Origin of the sequence: Mycolicibacterium diernhoferi (genome assembly GCF_019456655.1) — a bacterium.
Taxonomy (GTDB): domain Bacteria; phylum Actinomycetota; class Actinomycetes; order Mycobacteriales; family Mycobacteriaceae; genus Mycobacterium; species Mycobacterium diernhoferi.
Window position 1 is genome coordinate 3,059,100 of the sequence record NZ_CP080332.1, and the last position, 21,791, is coordinate 3,080,890.

The 21,791-nt window shown below is 67.8% G+C and carries 21 protein-coding genes and 1 pseudogene; 18 read left to right on the forward strand and 4 right to left on the reverse strand.

Going from position 1 to position 21,791, the window contains the following annotated elements; all coding sequences use genetic code 11:
* Window positions 1-6: 6 nt before the first annotated feature.
* Entirely contained in the window at window positions 7-501 is a 495-nt protein-coding gene (locus tag K0O62_RS14420; RefSeq protein ID WP_073855013.1) for an MTB12 family secreted protein, read from the reverse strand.
* Between the two features lie 145 nt (window positions 502-646).
* On the opposite strand from K0O62_RS14420, the gene arc reads away from it, so the two are divergent.
* The gene (gene arc / locus K0O62_RS14425; protein ID WP_073855014.1) at window positions 647-2,482 is read left to right on the forward strand and encodes a proteasome ATPase; all 1,836 of its coding nucleotides are present in this window, start codon (window positions 647-649) and stop codon (window positions 2,480-2,482) included.
* 66 nt (window positions 2,483-2,548) lie between these two features.
* On the opposite strand, the pseudogene K0O62_RS28680 reads toward arc, so the two are convergent.
* Window positions 2,549-2,761 (reverse strand): annotated as a pseudogene (locus K0O62_RS28680) (hypothetical protein); the annotation flags it as partial.
* Between the two features lie 40 nt (window positions 2,762-2,801).
* Here K0O62_RS28680 and K0O62_RS14435 point away from each other — a divergent pair.
* Window positions 2,802-4,208, forward strand: coding sequence for a HAMP domain-containing sensor histidine kinase (locus K0O62_RS14435; RefSeq protein ID WP_073855015.1), 1,407 nt, complete (start codon window positions 2,802-2,804; stop codon window positions 4,206-4,208).
* On the opposite strand, the gene K0O62_RS14440 is transcribed toward K0O62_RS14435, so the two are convergent.
* Together K0O62_RS14440 and K0O62_RS14445 are read right to left on the reverse strand one after the other, a co-directional pair.
* Window positions 4,184-4,858, reverse strand: coding sequence for a response regulator transcription factor (locus tag K0O62_RS14440; RefSeq protein WP_073855016.1), 675 nt, complete (start codon window positions 4,856-4,858; stop codon window positions 4,184-4,186). The two genes, K0O62_RS14435 and K0O62_RS14440, sit on opposite strands and share 25 nt — an antisense overlap.
* A 183-nt stretch (window positions 4,859-5,041) precedes the next feature.
* Window positions 5,042-6,190 (reverse strand): hypothetical protein, encoded by a 1,149-nt coding sequence (locus K0O62_RS14445; protein ID WP_073855018.1) that lies wholly within the window; start codon window positions 6,188-6,190, stop codon window positions 5,042-5,044.
* Between the two features lie 338 nt (window positions 6,191-6,528).
* Here K0O62_RS14445 and ectA point away from each other — a divergent pair, with 338 nt between their 5' ends.
* The 16 genes from ectA to K0O62_RS14525 all read left to right on the forward strand — a co-directional run bounded on the left by ectA (window position 6,529) and on the right by K0O62_RS14525 (window position 21,747).
* Window positions 6,529-7,086: a diaminobutyrate acetyltransferase gene (gene ectA / locus K0O62_RS14450; RefSeq protein ID WP_073855020.1), complete on the forward strand. Its 558-nt coding sequence runs from the start codon at window positions 6,529-6,531 to the stop codon at window positions 7,084-7,086.
* Between the two features lie 52 nt (window positions 7,087-7,138).
* Window positions 7,139-8,431, forward strand: a complete 1,293-nt coding sequence (ectB, locus tag K0O62_RS14455) for a diaminobutyrate--2-oxoglutarate transaminase (protein ID WP_073855308.1) — start codon at window positions 7,139-7,141, stop codon at window positions 8,429-8,431.
* Between the two features lie 35 nt (window positions 8,432-8,466).
* Complete coding sequence (locus tag K0O62_RS14460) at window positions 8,467-8,859, forward strand: ectoine synthase (RefSeq protein ID WP_073855022.1); 393 nt, start codon at window positions 8,467-8,469, stop codon at window positions 8,857-8,859.
* A 20-nt stretch (window positions 8,860-8,879) separates the two neighbouring features.
* A complete protein-coding gene (thpD, locus tag K0O62_RS14465; protein WP_073855024.1) occupies window positions 8,880-9,800 on the forward strand; it encodes an ectoine hydroxylase in 921 nt (306 codons plus the stop codon).
* A 34-nt stretch (window positions 9,801-9,834) separates the two neighbouring features.
* Window positions 9,835-11,343, forward strand: coding sequence for a depupylase/deamidase Dop (gene dop, locus K0O62_RS14470; RefSeq protein ID WP_073855026.1), 1,509 nt, complete (start codon window positions 9,835-9,837; stop codon window positions 11,341-11,343).
* 73 nt (window positions 11,344-11,416) lie between these two features.
* Window positions 11,417-11,611: a ubiquitin-like protein Pup gene (locus K0O62_RS14475; protein ID WP_073855028.1), complete on the forward strand. Its 195-nt coding sequence runs from the start codon at window positions 11,417-11,419 to the stop codon at window positions 11,609-11,611.
* The gene (gene prcB / locus K0O62_RS14480; protein WP_234799995.1) at window positions 11,608-12,456 is read left to right on the forward strand and encodes a proteasome subunit beta; all 849 of its coding nucleotides are present in this window, start codon (window positions 11,608-11,610) and stop codon (window positions 12,454-12,456) included. The genes K0O62_RS14475 and prcB overlap by 4 nt, the downstream gene beginning before the upstream one ends.
* On the forward strand, window positions 12,456-13,184 hold the full coding sequence (gene prcA, locus K0O62_RS14485; protein WP_073855030.1) for a proteasome subunit alpha: 729 nt from the start codon (window positions 12,456-12,458) through the stop codon (window positions 13,182-13,184). Before prcB ends, prcA begins: the two co-directional genes overlap by 1 nt.
* Window positions 13,185-13,330: 146 nt before the next feature.
* Window positions 13,331-14,689 carry a Pup--protein ligase gene (pafA, locus tag K0O62_RS14490; protein WP_097933798.1) on the forward strand — a complete coding sequence of 453 codons (1,359 nt, stop codon included), beginning with the start codon at window positions 13,331-13,333 and terminating at the stop codon, window positions 14,687-14,689.
* A gap of 60 nt (window positions 14,690-14,749) precedes the next feature.
* Window positions 14,750-15,739, forward strand: a complete 990-nt coding sequence (locus K0O62_RS14495) for a helix-turn-helix transcriptional regulator (protein ID WP_073855032.1) — start codon at window positions 14,750-14,752, stop codon at window positions 15,737-15,739.
* Window positions 15,736-15,918 carry a hypothetical protein gene (locus tag K0O62_RS14500; RefSeq protein WP_073855034.1) on the forward strand — a complete coding sequence of 61 codons (183 nt, stop codon included), beginning with the start codon at window positions 15,736-15,738 and terminating at the stop codon, window positions 15,916-15,918. Before K0O62_RS14495 ends, K0O62_RS14500 begins: the two co-directional genes overlap by 4 nt.
* Window positions 15,915-16,877, forward strand: a complete 963-nt coding sequence (locus K0O62_RS14505) for a helix-turn-helix transcriptional regulator (RefSeq protein ID WP_073855036.1) — start codon at window positions 15,915-15,917, stop codon at window positions 16,875-16,877. The genes K0O62_RS14500 and K0O62_RS14505 overlap by 4 nt, the downstream gene beginning before the upstream one ends.
* Before the next feature lie 30 nt (window positions 16,878-16,907).
* Window positions 16,908-17,159 carry a Sec-independent protein translocase subunit TatA gene (gene tatA / locus K0O62_RS14510; RefSeq protein WP_073855038.1) on the forward strand — a complete coding sequence of 84 codons (252 nt, stop codon included), beginning with the start codon at window positions 16,908-16,910 and terminating at the stop codon, window positions 17,157-17,159.
* A gap of 80 nt (window positions 17,160-17,239) precedes the next feature.
* Window positions 17,240-18,184 (forward strand): twin-arginine translocase subunit TatC, encoded by a 945-nt coding sequence (gene tatC / locus K0O62_RS14515; protein WP_073855040.1) that lies wholly within the window; start codon window positions 17,240-17,242, stop codon window positions 18,182-18,184.
* Window positions 18,168-20,900: a DEAD/DEAH box helicase gene (locus K0O62_RS14520; RefSeq protein WP_073855042.1), complete on the forward strand. Its 2,733-nt coding sequence runs from the start codon at window positions 18,168-18,170 to the stop codon at window positions 20,898-20,900. The genes tatC and K0O62_RS14520 overlap by 17 nt, the downstream gene beginning before the upstream one ends.
* Before the next feature lie 67 nt (window positions 20,901-20,967).
* The gene (locus K0O62_RS14525; RefSeq protein ID WP_073855044.1) at window positions 20,968-21,747 is read left to right on the forward strand and encodes a DUF4333 domain-containing protein; all 780 of its coding nucleotides are present in this window, start codon (window positions 20,968-20,970) and stop codon (window positions 21,745-21,747) included.
* Window positions 21,748-21,791: the final 44 nt, after the last annotated feature.

Here is a 21,791-nt window from a genome sequence, read left to right on the forward strand (position 1 = left end):
GTGGCGTCAGCCAACCGCCGAGAGCAGCGCCATCGCGGACTGCTTGGAGACCTGCCAGCCGGTGGGGCTGGGACCGGCGATGAAGGTGACGCCCTGGGTGGCGGTGCCGCCGGTGGCCGCGGTGGCGGTCACGTTCGCGGTGGCAACCGGGCCGTTCACGTCGATGTCGACGACGTTGAAGGTCAGCGGGAACTGTCCCTTGGCGGCCGCGTTGCTGTAGGCACGGTCGGCGGCGATGGTCTCGATGCGGCCCATACCGCCCTCGATGAAGGCCTTCTTGCCGGCGAATCCGCCCGGTCCGGCGAGCCCGGCGAGCGTCTGCACCAGCGGCGCCTGCAGTTCGGGCGCGGGCGCCTGGGGCATCGGGGTGTCCCATACGACCGGTGTGATGGCCGGGGCGGCGCCGGACGCAACCGACGTCACACCCGCGGTCGCAGCGGTAACGATGCCGGCTGCTGCCGCGCTGGTTACGAAGCCGATTGCGAGGGTTTTGAAGATCACAGTGGGCCTTTCAATGGGGCAGACTCATCAAGGAGGTTAACAGCGTTGCGGGTGTGTCGAATTCCTAGAGCAGACACAATGGCTCAATCGCCGGTAGCGTTGAAGGTGTTACTGCACCAGCATTCGGTGCGGGAGGGAGCGCAACATGAGTGAGTCCGAGCGTTCTGAAAGTTTCGGAACACCCCACGAATCCGGTATGTCCGTCGAGGATGCCGCCGAGTTGGAGCGTTTGCGCCGGGAAGCCGCCGCACTGCGCGAACAACTGGAGGGCACCGTCGGACAGTCCAGTGGGTTGCGTACCGCCCGCGACGTTCAGCAGCTCGAGGCGCGGATCGACTCCTTGGCGGCACGTAACGCCAAACTGATGGACACGCTCAAGGAGGCCCGTCAGCAATTGCTGGCGCTGCGCGAGGAGGTGGACCGGCTCGGTCAGCCGCCCAGCGGCTACGGGGTGCTGCTCGCGACCCACGAGGACGAGACCGTCGACGTCTTCACCTCCGGACGCAAGATGCGGCTCACACTGTCCCCGAACATCGAACCGGCCGGCCTCAAGCAGGGCCAGACGGTGCGCCTCAACGAGGCGCTGACCGTCGTCGAGGCAGGCACCTTCGAGGCGGTCGGTGAGATCAGCACCTTGCGCGAGATCCTGTCCGACGGGCATCGCGCGCTGGTGGTCGGGCACGCCGACGAGGAACGCATCGTGTGGCTGGCCGAACCGCTGATCGCCGAGGAGTTCCTGCCCGAGGGCACCGTGGTGGAGCCCTCGCTGGACGGTGAACAGCCCCGCAAGCTGCGCCCCGGCGACTCACTCCTGGTCGACACCAAGGCCGGGTACGCCTTCGAGCGCATCCCCAAGGCCGAGGTGGAGGATCTGGTGCTGGAGGAGGTGCCCGACGTCAGCTACGGTGACATCGGCGGCCTGACCCGGCAGATCGAGCAGATCCGCGACGCGGTGGAGCTGCCGTTCCTGCACAAGGATCTGTACCGGGAGTACGCGCTGCGCCCGCCCAAGGGTGTGCTGCTCTACGGTCCGCCCGGGTGCGGCAAGACGCTGATCGCCAAGGCGGTGGCCAACTCGCTGGCCAAGAAGATGGCCGAGCTGCGCGGCGAGGACTCCCGCGAGGCGAAGTCGTACTTCCTGAACATCAAGGGCCCCGAGCTGCTCAACAAGTTCGTCGGCGAGACCGAGCGTCATATCCGGCTGATCTTCCAGCGGGCGCGGGAGAAGGCGTCCGAGGGCACCCCGGTGATCGTGTTCTTCGACGAGATGGACTCGATCTTCCGTACCCGCGGCACGGGCGTGAGCTCGGACGTGGAGACCACCGTGGTGCCGCAGTTGCTCAGCGAGATCGACGGCGTCGAGGGCCTGGAGAACGTCATCGTCATCGGCGCCTCCAACCGCGAGGACATGATCGACCCGGCCATCCTGCGGCCCGGCCGTCTGGACGTGAAGATCAAGATCGAGCGGCCCGACGCCGAAGCCGCCCAGGACATCTTCAGCAAGTACCTCACCGAAGATCTGCCGATCAACGAGGACGATCTGCAGGAGTTCGTCGGTGACCGCTCGCTGACGATCAAGACGATGATCGAGAAGGTCGTGGACCGGATGTACGCCGAGATCGACGACAACCGGTTCCTGGAGGTCACCTACGCCAACGGTGACAAGGAAGTCATGTACTTCAAGGACTTCAACTCCGGCGCCATGATCCAGAACGTGGTGGACCGGGCGAAGAAGTACGCCATCAAGTCGGTGCTGGAGACCGGGCAGAGGGGTCTGCGTATCCAGCACCTGCTCGATTCGATCGTCGACGAGTTCGCCGAGAACGAGGACCTGCCGAACACCACGAATCCCGATGACTGGGCCCGGATCTCGGGCAAGAAGGGGGAGCGGATCGTCTACATCCGCACCCTGGTCACCGGGAAGACTTCGTCGGCCAGCCGGGCCATCGACACCGAGTCGAACCTGGGCCAGTACCTGTAGTCACCTGTAGCCGAACGGTCGTGAAGGGCCGCAGAACCCACCGGTTCTGCGGCCCTTCGCGTCTGCCGGCACGGGATGGGTACCGTCAGGCCTTGGCGCACATGGTGGTTGGCCGACCTGGCAGGTCTGTTCACCTGACCACAGCACGGTCACTTCGTAGGGAATGGCGATGATCCCCAGCGCCAGGAAGAAGGCGAACAGCCCGGCGGTGAACAGCACCACCTGAATCGTCTGGGCCACCACCATGACCGCGACCACGTTGATCCGCTCGGGCAGGGAACCCCTCGAGGCCCCGGAACCGGTAAGGCACAGTGGACGGATGCGACGTGGACTGGCCCGACCCGGCAACTGGGGGATCTCGGCGCGTTCGGCGTTCGTCGCGGCCAGTGTGGTGTTCGTCGCTCTCGGCGTGACGGGCATGGTGCTGGCCGGCGTGCTGTACCGATCGATGCTCAGCGAGGTCGACAATGCCGCCGCGGCGCGGGTGGCCCGGGCTGCGGCGATCATCGCCGCGCGTGGCCCGGACGGGCTCGATGACACCCTGCTCAGCACGGACTCACGCATCCTGGCGGTCCAGGTGATCGGTGCCGACGGAACCGTGCTCCGCCGGTCCCCGGGGGCCCCGGCCTCGCCGCTGATCCCGGTGGGAGCGCTCGGGACCGGCCCGCGAATCGGTATGCCCGAGCATGATTCACCCTTCGGCCAGATCCGGTTCAGCGCGCAGACGATCAGCGGCCCGGACGACGCGCAGTACACGGTGGTGGTCGGGGAGGGCAGCCCGCTGGTGTTGTCCACGGTGGGCACCGTGGTGACCGCGCTGGCGGTGGCCGCTCCGGTGGTCATCGCGGTGTCGGCGGCCGCGACATACCTGTTGGTGCGCCGGTCGATGCGCTCGGTCGATGACATCCGATCCCGGGTCGCCGCCATCACCACCTCCGATCTGACCGAACGGGTCCCGGTGCCCGACAGCCGGGACGAGATCGCCGCACTGGCGGTGACGATGAACGAGATGCTGGCCCGCGTCGAGGCAGGCCATACGGCACAGCAGCGGTTCGTCGGCGACGCCTCCCATGAACTGCGCAGCCCGCTGGCCACCATCATCTCGGCACTGGAGGTCGCCCAGGCGCACCCGGATCTGCTCAACGCCGATCTGGCCGAGCACACGCTGATGCCCGAGGCGCAGCGGATGCGCTCGCTCATCGACGATCTGCTGTTGCTGGCCCGCGCCGACGAACAGGGCTGGAACATCCGCCATGACGATGTGGATCTCGACGATCTGGCGGCCGGCGAGATCGAGCGGATCCGGCGCGAGCACGCTCTGGAGGTGACCGCCACGATCACCCCGGCCCGGGTGACCGGGGACCCGGCGGCGCTGGCCAGGGTGCTGCGCAATCTGCTGGATAACGCTGCGCGGCACGCAACCTCGGTGATCGAGGTCGACCTGCGCCGCGCCGGTGCCGATGTGGTGCTCATGATCGGCGACGACGGGCCCGGAATACCCGCACCGGACCGGCTCCGGGTGTTCGACCGCTTCGTGCGTCTGGATGAGGGCCGCTCACGGGGTGCGGGCGGCACCGGTCTGGGGTTGGCGATCGTCTCGGAGATCGTCGCCGCACATCTCGGGCAGGTGCGCATCGAGGACCGTCCCGGCGGTGGGACGCGTGCGGTGGTTCAGCTGACCGCCGTTGGACTGGCGACCGATCAGTGGTCGGCGGCCAACCGGTAGCCGACGCCGCGGATGGTCTCGATGGTGCTGGTGCCGAACGGAATATCGATCTTTCGGCGTACGTAGCCGACGTAGACCTCGACGACGTTGTCCGGCCCGTCGTAGTGGGCGTCCCAGACGTTGTGCAGGATGTCGGCCTTGGTCACGGCGACGTTCTTGTTGCGCATCAGGTACTCCAGTACCCCGTACTCGCGCGGGGTCAGTGACAGCGCCTTGTCGCCGCGCGCCACGGTGCGCCGGCCCGGGTCCAGCGTGAGGGTGCCGGCGGTGAGCACCGGCGGCGTGTGCGGGGCCGCCCGCCGGACCAGGGCACGCAGTCGGGCCACCAGGACGATGAACGAGAACGGCTTGGTCAGGTAGTCATCGGCGCCGAGATCGAAGGCGTCGGTCTGGTCGTACTCGCCGTCCTTGGCGGTCAGCATCAGCACCGGTGTCCACACTTCCCGGGCCCGCATCCGGCGCAGCACCTCGTAGCCGTTGAGACCGGGCAGCATGATGTCCAGGACCACGACGTCGAAGTCGTTCTCGGTGGCCTGCCACAAACCGTCGATCCCGTTGGCGGCTTCGACCACGGAGAAGCCTTCGGCGCGTAATCCGATGGCAAGGGTGGAACTCAGACGGGGCTCGTCCTCGACGATCAGCACTCTCATAACGTCTCTATGTCTACCGCGTCCGCGCAGAGGTCGGCGCGCCACGCTGTTCGCGGTACCCCCATGTCAGGGAGTCAACGATGAACATGAAGGCCAATGCGCGGCGCGCCGACGGTCTGTTGAGCCTGCGTTGACTCCGCACGCTAGCCCCCGCAACGCCGGTTGGTGCGCAATTCGCAGAACCTATGCATTGCCGGGAACCACCGGGGTTTCGTCGGCCAGTCGATAGCGGTCGCGGGCGTCGAGGGTGACCCGCAGATCCTGGATCAGCGGGTCGAGGAACTCGGCGCGGTAGTCGCCGTCACCGACGGCCCTGGCACTGATGTACATGAACGTCAATGCGCCGAGGAACATCGAGATCTGGATCAGCGCCTGGGGGACCGGCAGCGTCATACCCAGCAGATACCCGTCGCTGGAGCCGTTGCGTGTCCACTCCGCCAGCAGGGCCGGGCTCAACAGGATCAGGCCCAGGACGAAGAAGATGAGCCCGGTCACGATCGCGACCATCAGCACCTGCAGCACCTGCGAGGCCACCAGCACGAACACCACGTTGACGCGTTCGATGCGGGTCACCGGTACCCGTTGCTCGGGGGCACGCAGCCCCTCGAACGGGGTGCCCCGCAGACCGGGATCGTCCCCGCTGGGCCGCTCGGTGGTGGTCAGCATCGGCCGCACCCGTTCGACGGTGGCCGATGTGACGAATGCCACCGCGAGCAGGCCGAGAAAGCCGAGCGCCAACCACAGCCGGGTGCGGCTGACGAGGGAGGCCATCAGCCACATATAGGTGTTGAAGAAGGCCAGCACGGTCAGCAGCATCACCGGCAGGGCGCGTACGAAGAGGCTCCCGGCCAGCGCCAGGTTGTGTGCGGTGGCGTCGAGCGCCCAGCCCAGGATCGCCCCCACGCCCGTTGCGGTGAGCGCCAGGATCACCGCGATGACCACCCCGACGTAGACGAGGTCGATCCCGATCCGCGGGGTGGGCCCGCCGAACACCGCGCCGAGCACCGAGGTCAGCACCGCGACCGCGGCCGCGACCGTCCGGCTGCGCAGACTGTCCAACCGGCACACCCACCAGCCCACCGCGGCCGCCACCGGCAGCACCAGTACCAGCAGCGCGAGGATGAACCATTCGTCGCGGGTCGGCTCGCCGGCAATGTCGATGGTGTGTTCGTCGGTGAGCGCCACCACCGCTATCGAGTTGACCATGAATACCGCGAAGGCGGCGAGGGCAGGGGCTGCCCTCGGCCACAGCCGTCTGGCCAGCGCGCCCGGCGGGAGCACCCCGGGCAGGCCCCGGCGCAGGAACCATGCGTGTGCCTCGATGCGTTGCACGACACCTCCTCTTGGTGGCAGTCGAATGGTAATCACCTCGGCGGCGCGCAGCCGCGCGCCGTGCCGCACAAATATCGCGGGCCGGAAAAGAAAAGCGGCCGAATTCAAGTGTGACGGGGATCATGGTTTAGATAACGATTCTATAACGGTCAGGTTTGACAGGGGCCTCTGTCAATCACCGCGTTCACGCAGGTGAGTGCCCGATCGGCAGAAATCACGTCGGCCAGATGTGGCGTGTCACAGCTTGATTCGTAACTTGTGGTCTGGATACGTTCGGCTCACCGAAGACTTGAAACGTAATGAGATCGATGACTGCTCGGTGGTGACTTTTACTCAATATGAACGGCGTACAAAACGCACCGGATACACGTATTCGGGCTCATAAAACTCCGGCGATCGCTACCCAGATCGCACTACGGCGTCCACGCGGATCCGACGCCATCCCCATTCGCGAGCTGGTGGCCGAAACCGGGGTATTGGATCTCAATTCCACCTATGCATACCTGCTGCTGGCGACCGATTTCGCCGAGACGTCCATCGTCGCCGAAGTGGCCGGTGACCTGCACGGTTTCATCACCGGATACCAGCCACCGAGCAGGCCCGATGTGCTGTTCGTCTGGCAGGTGGCGGTTGCCCCTCGCGCCCAGCGCGGCGGCCTGGCCGCGGCGATGTTGGACAGCCTGGTCGCACACGTCCGGTCCCAGCGCGGACATGCACCGCTGACCGTCGAGGCCACCGTCGCGCCGGGCAATGCGAGTTCGCGGGCCTTCTTCGGTGCGTTCGCTCGCCGTCACGGCGTGCCGCTGCGCGAACATCCGCACTTCACCGCTGCCCAGCTCGATCCCGATCAGGCGCACGAGGACGAACCGCTGCTGCGGATCGGCCCGCTCGCCTGAGCACCCCACCCTGTTTCCCGTCACGCCGAAATCCCTTGGAGGACATCCCTTGTTGCTCGACACGCCCCTGACAGCCGCCACCGGCCCGATTGAGGACGATCTGCCGGCGGTGTTCTCCGCGGTGGAATCGGAGGTCCGCAGCTACTGCCGTGGCTGGCCGACCATCCTGGCCACCGCCAAGGACTCCTGGGTCACCGACACCGAGGGCCGTCGCTACCTGGACTTCTTCGCCGGCGCGGGAGCATTGAACTACGGGCACAACAACGATCAGCTCAAGAGCGCTCTGCTGGACTACCTCAGCGGCGACGGCATCGTGCACTCGCTGGACATCGCCACGACGGCCAAACAGAACTTCCTGGAGACCTTCGACCGACTCATCCTCAAGCCCCGCGGGCTGGACTACAAGGTCCAATTCCCGGGGCCGACCGGGACGAACTCCGTCGAGGCCGCCTTGAAGCTCGCCCGCAAGGTGACCAGCCGCGAGTCGATCATCAGTTTCACCAATGCATTTCACGGGATGACGTTGGGTTCGCTCTCGGTGACCGGTAACTCGATGAAGCGGGCCGGCGCGGGCATACCGCTGGTGCACGCCACCCCGATGCCCTATGACAACTACTTCGGCGGTGTCACCGAGGACTTCCATTGGTTCGAGCGCGTTCTCGACGATTCGGGCAGCGGCCTGAACCGGCCGGCAGCGGTGATCGTCGAGACCGTGCAGGGTGAGGGCGGACTCAACGTGGCCCGCCTGGAGTGGCTGCAGGAACTGGCGAACCTGTGCCGCAAGCGCGACATCCTGCTGATCGTCGACGACGTTCAGATGGGTTGCGGCCGCACCGGTGAGTTCTTCAGCTTCGAGGCCGCCGGCATCGTCCCCGATATCGTGACCCTGTCGAAGTCGATCAGCGGCTACGGCCTGCCGATGGCGCTGACGCTGTTCCGACCCGACCTCGACGTCTGGGCGCCGGGGGAGCACAACGGAACGTTCCGGGGCCACAACCCCGCCTTCGTCACCGCCACGAAGGCGCTCGAACTTTATTGGGAAAAGCCCACATTCGCCGCCGAGACGGCCGAGAAGGGCCTGCTGCTGCGGGCCGGCCTCGACGAGATCGCGGCGGCGTACGACGGTGTGTCGGCGCGCGGCAGGGGGATGGCCCAGGGCTTGATGTTCACCGACGCCGACCTCGCCGCCGACGTGTGCCGCAGCGCCTTCGAACGCGGCGCGTTGATGGAGACCAGCGGACCGTCCGACGAGGTCGTCAAGCTTCTGCCCCCGTTGACCACGTCGCGCTCGGATCTGGAGGCCGGCCTGCAGATCCTGGCCGAATCCGTTGCCGCGACCGTCTAGCCACCGACCGGCCCGACAAGGGAAAGAGGTACCCAATGATCGTCCGCACCACCACTGAGATCACCGGCACCGAGCGCGATATCAGCGCCGGAGCCTGGCGCTCGAAGCGGATCATCCTGGCCGGCGACGGCGTCGGCTTCTCCTTCCACGAGACCACCATCGAGGCCGCATCGGTCAGCGAATTCCACTATCAGCACCATGTCGAGGCGGTGTGGGTGGTGGAGGGCTCCGGCACCCTCACCGATCTGGAGACCGGCGAGGTCCACCCGCTCGGGCCCGGCACCATGTATCTGCTCGACGGGCATGAGCGCCACCGGGTCACCGTCGACGAACAGATGCGCATGCTGTGCGTGTTCAACCCGCCGGTGACCGGTGACGAGGTGCACGACGAGACCGGCGCGTACCCGGCCCCGCAGGTGGTGGCATGAGCGAGGCTTGCGGAGCGAGCATGAGCGCACTGCAGCAGCAGGTCCACGATCCGTACCCGACCCGCCTCGAGCACGCCATCACCCCGATCGAACGCATCGAGCCGACGGTGTGGGGCGATGACGGCAGCGGTCCGCTCGGCGCGGCCGAACTGAACGACTTTGCCGCACAGGGCTATCTGGTCCGCCCGGACACCGTCGACAGCGATGCGTTGGGACCGCTGGGAAACGAACTGGAAAGGCTGGCGGCCGAGCTCGACAGCGACGACCCCCGGGTCATCAGGGAACCCGGCGGTTCGATCCGGTCGATCTTCGCGCCCCACCTGCTGAGCACGCTGGTCGCCGGCGTCGTGCAGCTGGACACCGTGCTGCCGGTCGCCCGTCAACTCCTCGGCGGTGACGTCTACATCCACCAGGCGCGGATCAACCTGATGCCGGCGTTCACCGGTACCGGTTTCTACTGGCACTCCGATTTCGAGACCTGGCACGCCGAGGACGGCATGCCGCAGATGCGCGCGGTGTCCTGCTCCATCGCGCTGACCGAGAACTATCCGTACAACGGCTCGCTGATGGTGATCCCGGGATCGCACCGCACCTTCTATCCGTGTGTCGGCGCCACCCCGGACAACCACCACAGTTCCTCGCTGGTGGCCCAGCGGTTCGGGGTGCCCGACCAGAACACCCTGACCAAGGCCGTGGATGCCGACGGGATCGACCAGTTCACCGGACCGGCCGGGTCCGCGCTGTGGTTCGACTGCAATCTGCTGCACGGCTCGGGCTCCAACATCACCCCACTGCCGCGATCCAACGTCTTCCTGGTGTTCAACTCGGTCGACAATCAGCTCGGCGCGCCGTACGCCGCGGCCGGCATCCGCCCGGAGTACCTGGCGGCCCGGCGCACCCGCTCTCTCGGGCTCCCGGCGTCGCGCGCCCAGTGCTGCTGATCACGGCCTTTACCACGTCCCCTAGGCTGACCCCATGCAACGGATTATCGGCACCGAGGTCGAGTACGGCATCTCCTCGCCGTCGGACCCCACGGCCAATCCGATCCTGACGTCCACTCAGGCGGTACTGGCCTACGCGGCGGCCGCCGGGCTGCAGCGCGCCAAGCGCACCCGGTGGGACTACGAGGTCGAGTCCCCACTGCGCGACGCCCGTGGCTTCGATCTGTCCCGGTCCTCGGGTCCGGCGCCGATCATCGACGCCGACGAGGTCGGTGCGGCGAACATGATCCTGACCAATGGGGCCCGCCTCTACGTCGATCACGCGCACCCGGAGTACTCGGCGCCCGAGGTCACCGACCCGATGGACGCGGTGATCTGGGACAAGGCCGGCGAGCGTGTCATGGAGGCCGCGGCCCGGCACGTGGCCAGCGTCCCCGGCGCGATCAAGCTGCAGCTGTACAAGAACAACGTGGACGGCAAGGGCGCGTCCTACGGCACGCACGAGAACTACCTGATGTCGCGTCAGACTCCGTTCTCCTCGGTCATCGCCGGGTTCACCCCGTTCCTGGTGTCGCGCCAGGTGGTCACCGGGTCCGGGCGGGTCGGGATCGGACCCTCCGGCGACGAACCCGGTTTCCAGCTGTCCCAGCGCGCCGACTACATCGAGGTCGAGGTCGGCCTGGAGACCACCCTCAAGCGCGGCATCATCAACACCCGCGACGAACCGCACGCCGACGCCGACAAGTACCGCCGGCTGCACGTCATCATCGGTGACGCCAACCTCGCCGAGACCTCGACCTACCTCAAGGTGGGCACCAGTTCACTGGTGCTGGACCTGATCGAGGAGGGACCGGCTTTCGGCCTGGATCTGTCCGACCTGGCACTGGCCCGGCCGGTACACGCCGTGCACGTGATCAGCCGCGACCCGTCGCTGCGGGCCACCGTGGCACTTGCCGACGGCCGCGAACTGACCGCCCTTGCGCTGCAACGGATCTACCTCGACCGGGTGGCCAAGCTGGTGGACGCCCGCGATCCCGATCCGCGGGCCGAGCACGTGCTGGAGACCTGGGCCCACGTGCTCGATCTGCTCGAGCGCGACCCGATGGAGTGCGCGGAGATCCTGGACTGGCCCGCCAAGCTGCGGCTGCTGGAGGGCTTCCGGCAGCGGGAGAACCTCAGCTGGAATGCGCCGCGCCTGCACCTGGTCGATCTGCAGTACTCGGACGTGCGCCTCGACAAGGGCCTCTACAACCGGCTGGTGGCGCGCGGCTCGATGCAGCGTCTGGTCACCGAGCAGGAGGTGCTCGACGCGGTCGACAACCCGCCGACGGACACCCGGGCCTACTTCCGGGGCGAATGCCTGCGTCGGTTCGGCGCGGATATCGCCGCGGCGAGCTGGGACTCGGTGATCTTCGACCTCGGCGGGGATTCGCTCGTCCGGATTCCCACCCTGGAGCCGCTGCGGGGGAGCAAGGCACACGTCGGTGCGCTGCTGGATTCGGTGAACAGTGCGGTCGAACTGGTGGAGCAGCTCACCACATAAGCTTCGCTATCCCCGGCAGGGACGATGTTGACCGGTAGTGTGAAAGAACTGGACGAGCAATCAGGAGGCAGCGATGGCTCAGGAGCAGACCAAGCGCGGCGGTGGCGGCGGCGAGGACGACGACGCCGGCGGCCCGACGGCAGCCGGGCAGGAGCGTCGCGAGAAGCTGGCCGAGGAGACCGACGATCTGCTCGATGAGATTGACGACGTCCTGGAAGAGAACGCCGAGGACTTCGTGCGCGCGTATGTCCAAAAGGGTGGCCAGTGACGGCCTGGTCAAATAAGCCTTTCGCCGATTCGCTCGATCTCACATCACCCCATCTGAACCTGTCCTCCTTCTCGGATTTCCTGAGCAGGCAGGCCCCGGAGCTGCTGCCGGGCGGTGTCTCGCACGCCGCCGCCGGCGGTGTGGAACTGGCTCACGGCACCACGATCGTGGCGCTGAAGTATCCCGGGGGCGTGCTGATCGCGGGTGACCGGCGGGCGACGCAGGGACACATGATCGCGAGTCGCGACGTCCAGAAGGTGCACATCGCCGACGATTACGCGGCCACCGGCATCGCCGGCACCGCCGCGATCGCCGTCGAATTCGCCCGGCTGTACGCCGTCGAGCTCGAGCACTACGAGAAGGTCGAGGGTGTCCCGCTGACCTTCCGCGGCAAGGTCAACCGCCTCGCCACCATGGTGCGCGGGAACCTCGGTGCGGCGCTTCAGGGATTCGTCGCGTTGCCGCTGCTGGTCGCCTTCGACGTCGACGCCGCCGATCCGGTCAGCGCTGGGCGCATCGTGTCCTTCGACGCGGCCGGTGGCTGGAACATCGAGGAGGAGGGCTACCAGGCGGTGGGTTCGGGATCGCTGTTCGCGAAGTCGTCCATCAAGAAGCTCTATCCGCAGGTCACCGATGCCGAGACCGCGCTGAAGGCGGCCATCGAGGCGCTGTATGACGCTGCCGACGACGACGCCGCCACCGGTGGACCGGATCTGGTCCGCGGCATCTATCCGACCGCCGTGCTGATCGGCGCCGACGGCGCCGAGGAAGTGACCGAGGCGAGGATTGCCGAGTTGGCCCGCGAGGTCATCGAGCACCGGACCCGCACGGACGGGAACGGCTGATGAGCTTTCCGTACTTCATCTCGCCTGAGCAGGCGATGCGTGAGCGTTCCGAGCTTGCGCGCAAAGGTATTTCGCGTGGACGCAGTGTCGTCGCGCTGGCCTACGACGGCGGTGTGCTGTTCGTGGCGGAGAACCCGTCACGGTCGTTGCAGAAGGTCAGTGAGCTCTATGACCGGGTGGGCTTCGCAGCCGTCGGCCGGTTCAACGAGTTCGACAAGCTGCGCGTCGCCGGTATCCAGTTCGCCGACACCCGCGGCTACGCCTACGACCGCCGCGACGTCACCGGCCGCCAGCTGGCCAATGTGTACGCCCAGGCGCTCGGCACCATCTTCACCGAACAGGCGAAACCGTTCGAGGTGGAACTGTGCGTCGCCGAGGTGGCGCATTACGGGGAGACGAAAGCTCCTGAGCTGTACCGCATCACCTACGACGGTTCGATCGCCGACGAACCGCATTTCGTGGTGATGGGCGGCACCACCGAGCCGATCGCGGCGGCGTTGGAGCAGTCCTACACCGAGAACGCCAGCCTGGCGGATGCGGTCACCATCGCGGTCAAGGCACTGCGCACCGCAGGCAATGGCAATGAGCCGCGGGTGCTGGAGCCGTCCACCATGGAGGTGGCGATCCTGGATGCGAACCGTCCGCGCCGGGCGTTCCGCCGGATCACCGGGGCGGCGTTGGAGGCTCTGGTTCCCGCGACCGAAGCGGATCAGCCCGCGGCCGAATAGTCGCCGATTGCGTTGACCACCGCGTGTCGGTTCGGGCAGCGGGGGCGCTTTGTGCTGGAAGGGCTGCGTGCGGGGAGCTGAAACTGGTCCCGGCGCGAGCCCGTCTTGCCCACCGATACCGAGACCCACCCCGTAAGCTCGACTGTGTGCAGCGACGGATCATGGGAATTGAGACTGAATTCGGTGTGACCTGCACGTTCCACGGTCACCGCCGACTCAGTCCGGACGAGGTTGCCCGCTACCTGTTCCGGCGGGTGGTGTCCTGGGGCCGCAGCTCCAACGTCTTTCTCCGCAACGGAGCCCGGTTGTACCTCGATGTGGGCTCGCATCCGGAGTACGCCACCGCGGAGTGCGACAACCTGGCGCAGCTGATCACCCACGACCGGGCCGGGGAGCGGGTGCTCGAAGACCTGCTGATCGACGCCGAGCAGCGGCTGGCCGATGAGGGCATCGGCGGCGACATCTACCTGTTCAAGAACAACACCGACTCGGCGGGCAACTCCTACGGCTGCCACGAGAACTATCTGATCGTCCGGGCCGGGGAGTTCTCCCGGATCTCCGATGTGCTGCTGCCCTTCCTGGTGACCCGCCAGCTGATCTGCGGGGCCGGCAAGGTGCTGCAGACCCCGAAGTCGGCCACCTTCTGCCTGTCCCAGCGCGCCGAGCACATCTGGGAGGGCGTCTCCTCGGCGACCACCCGGTCGCGTCCCATCATCAACACCCGCGACGAACCGCATGCCGATGCGGAGAAGTACCGCCGGCTGCACGTCATCGTCGGCGACTCGAACATGAGCGAATCGACCACGATGCTCAAGGTCGGTACCGCCTCGCTGGTGCTGGAGATGATCGAGGCCGGAGTCGCGTTCCGGGACTTCTCGCTGGACAACCCGATCCGGGCGATCCGGGAGGTCAGCCACGATCTGACCGGCCGTCGTCCGGTGCGGCTGGCCGGCGGCCGGCAGGCCAGCGCCCTGGACATCCAGCGCGAGTACTACGGTCGCGCGGTCGAGTACCTGCAGACCCGCGAGCCGAACACCCAGATCGAGCAGGTCGTCGACCTGTGGGGCCGCCAGCTCGACGCGGTCGAGAGCCAGGACTTCGCCAAGGTCGACACCGAGATCGACTGGGTGATCAAGCGCAAGCTGTTCCAGCGCTACCAGGACCGGTACAACATGGAACTCTCGGATCCGAAGATCGCCCAGCTCGACCTGGCCTATCACGACATCAAGCGTGGTCGCGGCGTGTTCGACCTGTTGCAGCGCAAGGGCCTGGCGGCCCGGATCACCACCGACGAGGAGATCGACGCCGCGGTCAACACGCCTCCGCAGACCACCCGCGCGAAACTGCGCGGTGAATTCATCAGCGCCGCACAGGAAGCGGGCCGGGATTTCACGGTGGACTGGGTGCACCTGAAGCTGAACGACCAGGCCCAGCGCACGGTGCTGTGCAAGGACCCGTTCCGGTCGGTCGACGAGCGGGTCAAACGGCTCATCGCGAGCATGTGAGCGCATTCTTCGGCCCGTCGTGCACGGGTGTGGCAGCGCGGACGCCCTAAGCTTCTCGGGGTGGCGACATCCAAGGTCGAAAGACTGATGAATCTGGTGATCGCACTGCTGTCCACCAACTCGTATCTGACGGCGGAAAAGATCCGCAAGAGCGTCGCGGGCTACGCCGACAGCGCCAGCGACGAGGCGTTCTCGCGGATGTTCGAGCGGGACAAGAACGAGCTGCGCGACCTGGGCATCCCGCTGGAGACCGGGAAACTCTCCTCGTTCGACGCCACCGAGGGCTACCGCATCAACCAGAAGGCCTACGCGCTGCCGCCGGTCGAGCTGACCCCGGAGGAATCCGCGTCGGTCGCGGTCGCGACGCAGCTGTGGCAGTCCCCGGAGATGGTCACCGCCACCCAGAGCGCCCTGCTCAAGCTGCGCGCCGCCGGCGTCGACGTCGACTCCGAGGACGCCGGGGTGGCCTTCACCTCCACCGCCGCACTGCCCGGTCTGCGCGGCTCCGAAGAGGTGCTGCGGGTCCTGTTGGCCGCCACCGACTCTGGCCAGGTGGTCCAGTTCGAGCACCGGCCGTCCCGCAACGAGCCGTACCGGACCCGCACCGTGGAGCCGTGGGGCGTGGTCACCCACCGCGGCCGGTGGTACCTGGTCGGGCACGACCGCGACCGCGCCGACACCCGCACCTTCCGGCTGTCGCGCATCGCCCCCGGCGCCAAACCCGTCGGCCCGGCCGGCGAGGTGCGGGTGCCCGAGGGGGTCAATCTGCGGCAGATCGTGCAGCGGGTGGTCGCCGACGTCCCGACCGGCGAGCAGGCCACGGTGTGGATCGCGCAGGGCCGAGCGACCGCGCTGCGCCGCCAGGCCACCTCGGCGACGCCGCGGGTGTGGCGGGGCCGGCCAGGGGAGGAGATCACCGTCGACATCGGCATGTACGACCGGCTGGCCCGGGAGATCGCCAGCTACGGCACCGACGCGGTCGCCCTGGAGCCGCGGTCGCTGCGCGAGGATGTGCTGGCCCGGCTGCGCGCCCAGGCAGGTGCCTCGTGAGTCCCAGCGAGAAGCCGGAGGCGGATCGCGCCATCAGCAGCAGCGAGAAGCCGGAGGCGGATCGCGCCATGAGCCCCAGCGAGAAGCCGGAGGCGGATCGCGCCATGAGCCCCAGCGAGAAGCCGGAGGCGGATCGCGCCATCAGCAGCAGCGAGAAGCCGGAGGCGGATCGCGCATGAGTCAGGTATCGAACCGGCTGGTCCGGCTGCTGAACATGGTGCCGTATTTCCAGGCCAACCCGCGGGTCACCCGCGATGAGGCGGCCGCCGCGCTGGGGGTGACCCGCAAACAGCTCGACGCGGACCTCGACCAGCTGTGGATGTGCGGACTGCCCGGCTACGGCCCCGGCGACCTGATCGATTTCGATTTCACCGGGGACACCATCGAGGTGACGTTCACCGCCGGCGTCGAGCATCCGTTGCGACTGACCTCCACCGAGGCCACCGGGATCCTGGTGGCGCTGCGCGCGCTGCTGGATGTGCCCGGCATGGTGGATCCGCAGGCCGCGCGCAGCGCCATCGCCAAGATCGAGTCCGCGGCCGGCACCGCGGCCGCACCGGACGCGGTGGCCGAGGATGCCGACGAGCCCGAGAGCGCGTCGGCGGCGGCGGTCCGGGACGCCACCCGGGCCGGCAAGGCCCTGGCACTGGAGTACCACTCGGCGTCGCACGACACCGTGTCCAGCCGCGTGGTGGATCCGATCCGGGTGGTCCTGGTCAGCGACCACAGCTATCTGGAGGCCTGGTGCCGCAGCGCGGAAGGGGTGCGGTTGTTCCGGTTCGACCGCATCGTCGACGCGCGGGTGCTCGACGAGCCCGCCGCCCCACCCGCGCCGGCCGTACAGGCGGGCCCGGACACCGCCCTGTTCGACGCCGATGCCGATGATCCCTCGTTGCACTCGTCGCGTCTGCTCATCGACCGCTCCGCGGAGTGGATGTTCGACTATTACCCGTTGCGGGTCATCACCGAGCTGCCGAACGGTGCGTGCGAGGCGGCGATGACCTACGCTTCCGATGAGTGGATGGCCCGGTTCGTGCTGGGCTTCGGCTCGGCGGTGCGGGTCCTGGCGCCGCAGTCGCTGGCCGACAAAGTCCGGGAGACGGCCGCGGCGGCGGTTCGCGCATACGAGGACGAGTAGACTCGGTGACAATCTCTGGAGGTGTTTGAATTGGGCGGTCTTCAACCGTGGCACTGGCTGATCGTTATCGCGGCTTTCATCCTTCTTTTCGGTGCCAAGAAGCTCCCGGACGCTGCGCGTTCGCTGGGTAAGTCGATGCGCATCTTCAAGTCGGAGATCAAGGAGATGCAGGCTGACGGCGCCGAGAAACCGGACGCCACGCTGCCCGCGACCCCGGTCACCTCGGAGCGGGTGGTCGATACCCCGGCGCCCGAGCATCCCGGCGATAAGCGATCGGCCTGAACGCTGCCACGTCCGTCCCCTCGCGGTGTGACGTCGCGCCGCTAGAGCGCGCCTGCCTGCGTCGACGTTAAAGGCTGTCCGTGCACACCCCTGGAATCTTCAAGAAACTCGACCCGCGTCAGCGTCGCGCGCGGGTCAATCCCGACGGCACCATGTCGTTGGTCGACCACCTCGCCGAACTGCGTAACCGGTTGCTGATCGCCACCGCCGCGGTGGTCCTGACCACCGTCGTCGGCTTCATCTGGTACACCCACGGTTTCCTGGGCGTCCCCAGTCTCGGCGAATGGTTGCGCGGCCCGTACTGCGCGCTGCCGGAGTCGGCCCGGGCCACCATCGCGCCGGACGGCCAATGCCGGCTGCTGGCCACCGGTCCGTTCGACCAGTTCATGCTGCGCCTCAAGGTGGCGCTGATGGCCGGCGTCGTCATGGCCTGCCCGGTCTGGCTGTATCAGCTTTGGGCGTTCATCACCCCCGGCCTCTACAACAAGGAACGCCGCTTCGCGATGGCGTTCGTCGCGTTCGGGGCGGTGCTGTTCATCGGCGGCGCGGTCCTGGCCTACGTCGTGCTGTCCACCGCGCTGAGTTTCCTGCTCACCGTCGGCAGCGACGTCCAGGTGACCGCGCTGTCCGGCGACCAGTACTTCGGCTTCCTGATCAACCTGCTGTTGGTCTTCGGGATCAGCTTCGAGTTCCCCCTTCTGATCATCATGCTCAACCTGACCGGGGTGCTCAGCTACGCCAAACTCAAGGAGTGGCGCCGCGGTCTGATCTTCGCGCTGTTCGTGTTCGCCGCGTTCGCCACGCCGGGCTCGGATCCGTTCTCGATGCTCGCGCTGGCTTTCGCGCTGACGTTGCTGCTCGAATTCGCGATCCAGATCGCACGCCTACACGACAAGCGGAAAGCCAAACGGGAAGCGCTGGCCGAGGTGCCCGAGGATGAGGCCGCACCGATCCCGGCCGCCGAGCCGATCGCCCCGCCGACGGCGGTGTCCTCCCAGGCGTTGTTCGATGACGACGCCACCTGAGACCGGGCCGGAACTGGCGGCGTTCGTCGCGCAGTTGCCGTTCGGGCTGGACCCCTTCCAGATTCGCGCCTGCGCCGCATTGGAGGCCGGGCACGGTGTGCTGGTCTGCGCGCCGACCGGCGCCGGTAAGACGGTGGTGGGCGAGTTCGCCGTGCACCTGGCGCTGGCCGCCGGCCACAAATGCTTCTACACCACGCCGATCAAGGCGCTGAGCAATCAGAAGCACCTCGATCTGACGCACCGCTACGGCGCCGACCGGGTGGGCCTGCTGACCGGGGATCAGTCGATCAACGCCGATGCACCGGTGGTGGTGATGACCACCGAGGTGCTGCGCAACATGCTCTACGCGGACTCACCCGCACTGCAGGGGCTCTCGCATGTGGTGATGGACGAGGTGCACTTCCTGGCCGACCGGATGCGCGGCGCGGTCTGGGAGGAGGTGATCCTGCACCTGCCCGAGGAGGTGCGGCTGGTCAGCCTCTCCGCGACGGTGAGCAACGCCGAGGAGTTCGGCGGCTGGATCCAGACCGTGCGCGGGGACACCACCGTCGTGGTCGACGAGCACCGGCCGGTGCCGCTGTCCCAACACATGATGGTCGGTAAGCGGCTCTTCGACCTGTTCCAGTCGGGCGGCAACAAGACGCTCGTCGACCCGAATCTGCTCCGCCACATCGCGCACCGGAGGGAGGCCGACCGGCTGGCCGACTGGCAGCCGCGGGGGCGCGGCCGGGGACGCCAGGGCCGGCCCGGCCTGCACCGCGGACCGTCGCGGCCCGACGTGATCGCCACCCTGGACGCCGAGGGCCTGTTGCCGGCAATCACTTTCGTGTTCTCCCGGGCCGGCTGCGATGCCGCGGTGAAACAGTGCCTGCGGGCGCCGCTGCGGCTCACCGACGATGACGAGCGGGCCCGCATCGCCGAGGTGATCGACCGGCGGTGCGCCGATCTCGCCCAGTCCGATCTGGCCGTGCTCGGCTACTACGAGTGGCGCGAGGGCCTGCTGCGCGGGCTGGCAGCACACCACGCCGGCATGCTGCCCGTCTTCCGGCACACCGTCGAGGAACTGTTCACCGCGGGTTTGGTGAAGGCGGTGTTCGCCACCGAGACACTGGCCTTGGGCATCAACATGCCGGCCCGCACGGTCGTGCTGGAACGGCTGGTCAAGTACAACGGTGAACAGCACGCGCCGCTCACACCGGGGGAGTACACCCAGCTGACCGGACGGGCCGGGCGCCGCGGGATCGACGTGGAGGGCCACGCGGTGGTGCTGTGGCACGCCGACGACAGCGCGGCCGAACCCGCCGAGGTGGCCGGGCTGGCCTCCACCCGCACCTTCCCGCTGAAGAGTTCGTTCGCGCCGTCCTACAACATGACGATCAACCTGGTGCACCAGATGGGCCCGGATCAGGCCCGCAAACTGTTGGAGCGGTCCTTCGCCCAGTACCAGGCGGACCGTTCGGTGGTCGGCCTGGTGCGCGGCATCGCGCGCGGCGAGAAGATGCTCGACGAACTCGCCGCCGAACTCGGTGGCCGGGACTCACCGGTGCTCGATTACGCCCGGCTGCGGGCGACCATCACCGCGCGTGAACGGGCGCAGTCGCGTGCGTCGCGGCTGCATCGTCGCCGCGCCGCGGACGAGGCGCTGGCCGCGCTGCGCCGCGGCGACATCATCACCATCACCCACGGCCGCCGCGGCGGACTCGCAGTGGTGCTGGAGCCCGCCCACGACCGCGACGACCCGCGGCCGCTGATCCTCACCGAGCACCACTGGGCGGGCCGGATCTCGTCGGCCGACTACTCCGGTGCCTCCGCACCGCTCGGGTCGATGGCCCTGCCCAAGCGCGTCGAATACCGTCAGCCCCGGGTCCGCCGTGACCTGGCGTCCGCGCTGCGCTCGGCGGCGGCGGGGCTGGATGTGCCGTCCCGGCGTGAGAAGACCGTCGACCGGGACACCGACGCCGAGCTGGCCGGGCTGCGTGAGCAACTGCGCCGCCATTCCGCGCACAACGTGCCCGACCGGGAGGCCCAGCTCCGGATCGCCGAGCGCTATCTGCGCATCGAGCGGGACAACGAGCAGATCCGGCAGAAGGTGGCGGCGGCGACGAACTCGCTGGCCCGCACCTTCGACCGGATCCTGGTGCTGCTCACCGAGCGCGGCTTCATCGAAGGCACCGGCGACACGCCGAGGGTCACCGAGGACGGCCGGCTGTTGGCGCGGATCTACAGCGAGAGTGACCTTTTGGTCGCCGAGTGCCTGCGCCACGGCGCGTGGGAGGGGCTGACGCCGGCCGAACTGGCCGCGGTGGTCTCGGCGGTGCAGTTCGAGTCCCGCGGTGACGGGACCGGCCCGCAGGGTCTGCAGACCCCGACCGCGGACATTCGGCGGGCCCTGACGGCCACCCGCCGGCTGTCGGCGCAGATCCGCAGCGACGAACAGCGCCACCGCATTGCCCAGAGCCGTGAACCCGACGACGGTTTCGTCGCCGCCATCCACCAGTGGGCCAGCACCGGCAACCTGGCGTCGTCGTTGGCGGCTTCGGACGGCAACGGCAGTGGATCCCCGCTGTCGGCGGGCGATTTCGTGCGCTGGTGCCGTCAGGTGCTGGATCTGCTCGACCAGGTCCGCATTGCTGCGCCGACACCGGCGCTGCGGACAACCGCGAAACGCGCCCTCAACGACATTCGGCGAGGCGTCGTAGCTGTTGATGCAGGGTAATGTGGCGGCGTAGATCCGCAGCGGCGGGTCTCGACGATGCAAGACGCGCCCGGATCAAGGAGAAACGATGAGCGGACCGCAGGGATCTGACCCCACGCAGGCGTGGTCGGGTCAGCCGCCGCAGTCCGGCGGTGCCCCGTCTTCGGGCGACCAGCCCGCGTGGCAGCCCGCGCCGGGTGAGCAGCCCGCGTGGCAGCCTCCGTCACAGCCCGAGCCGCAGACGGGCGACGCCCAGCCCTGGCAGCAGCAGCCGGCCTACCAGCAGCCGCAGACCCCCCAGCAGTACCCGCAGTACCAGCAGCCTGCCTACAACCCGCCGCCTCAGCAGCCGTATCCGCAGCCTGACCAGTACGGTCAGCAGCCCACCGGGTACGCGCCGCAGGGTTACCCGCAGTACGGCCAGCAGCCGGGTCAGCCGCCCTACGGTCAGCCGCAGTACGGCCAACCGGGCCAGTACGACCCGCAGCAGTACGGGCAGTACAACGCGCCCGGCGGCGAGGAGACTTCGAAGAAGTCGCTGGCGGTCATCGGTACCGTGATCGGCGTCCTGGTCGGCGTGATCATCGCGGTGGTGCTGGTGCTCGGTTTCTGGAAGCCCGGCTTCTTCGTCACCACCACGCTGGACGTGGACGCCGCGCAGACCGGCGTGCAGCAGATCCTGACCGACGAGGCCAACGGTTACGGCGCCAAGAACGTCAAGGACGTGCGCTGCAACGACGGTGTCAGCCCCGAGGTCAAGAAGGGCGACACGTTCACCTGCCAGGTGAGCATCGACGGCACCAAGCGTCAGGTCACCGTGACGTTCCAGGACGACAAGGGCACCTACGAGGTCGGCCGCCCCAAGTAAGCACGAACAGTCGCGAATGGCCCCTGAACAGTGGTTTCAGGGGC

Coding starts and splice junctions, on each gene's coding strand:
- dop (WP_073855026.1), top strand. CDS start 9,835: ATGCAACGGATTATCGGCACCGAGGTCGAGTACGGCATCTCCTCGCCG.
- thpD (WP_073855024.1), top strand. CDS start 8,880: ATGAGCGCACTGCAGCAGCAGGTCCACGATCCGTACCCGACCCGCCTC.
- K0O62_RS14520 (WP_073855042.1), top strand. CDS start 18,168: ATGACGACGCCACCTGAGACCGGGCCGGAACTGGCGGCGTTCGTCGCG.
- K0O62_RS14475 (WP_073855028.1), top strand. CDS start 11,417: ATGGCTCAGGAGCAGACCAAGCGCGGCGGTGGCGGCGGCGAGGACGAC.
- K0O62_RS14460 (WP_073855022.1), top strand. CDS start 8,467: ATGATCGTCCGCACCACCACTGAGATCACCGGCACCGAGCGCGATATC.
- K0O62_RS14435 (WP_073855015.1), top strand. CDS start 2,802: ATGCGACGTGGACTGGCCCGACCCGGCAACTGGGGGATCTCGGCGCGT.
- prcA (WP_073855030.1), top strand. CDS start 12,456: ATGAGCTTTCCGTACTTCATCTCGCCTGAGCAGGCGATGCGTGAGCGT.
- K0O62_RS14525 (WP_073855044.1), top strand. CDS start 20,968: ATGAGCGGACCGCAGGGATCTGACCCCACGCAGGCGTGGTCGGGTCAG.
- K0O62_RS14440 (WP_073855016.1), bottom strand. CDS start 4,858: ATGAGAGTGCTGATCGTCGAGGACGAGCCCCGTCTGAGTTCCACCCTT.
- ectA (WP_073855020.1), top strand. CDS start 6,529: ATGAACGGCGTACAAAACGCACCGGATACACGTATTCGGGCTCATAAA.
- arc (WP_073855014.1), top strand. CDS start 647: ATGAGTGAGTCCGAGCGTTCTGAAAGTTTCGGAACACCCCACGAATCC.
- K0O62_RS14505 (WP_073855036.1), top strand. CDS start 15,915: ATGAGTCAGGTATCGAACCGGCTGGTCCGGCTGCTGAACATGGTGCCG.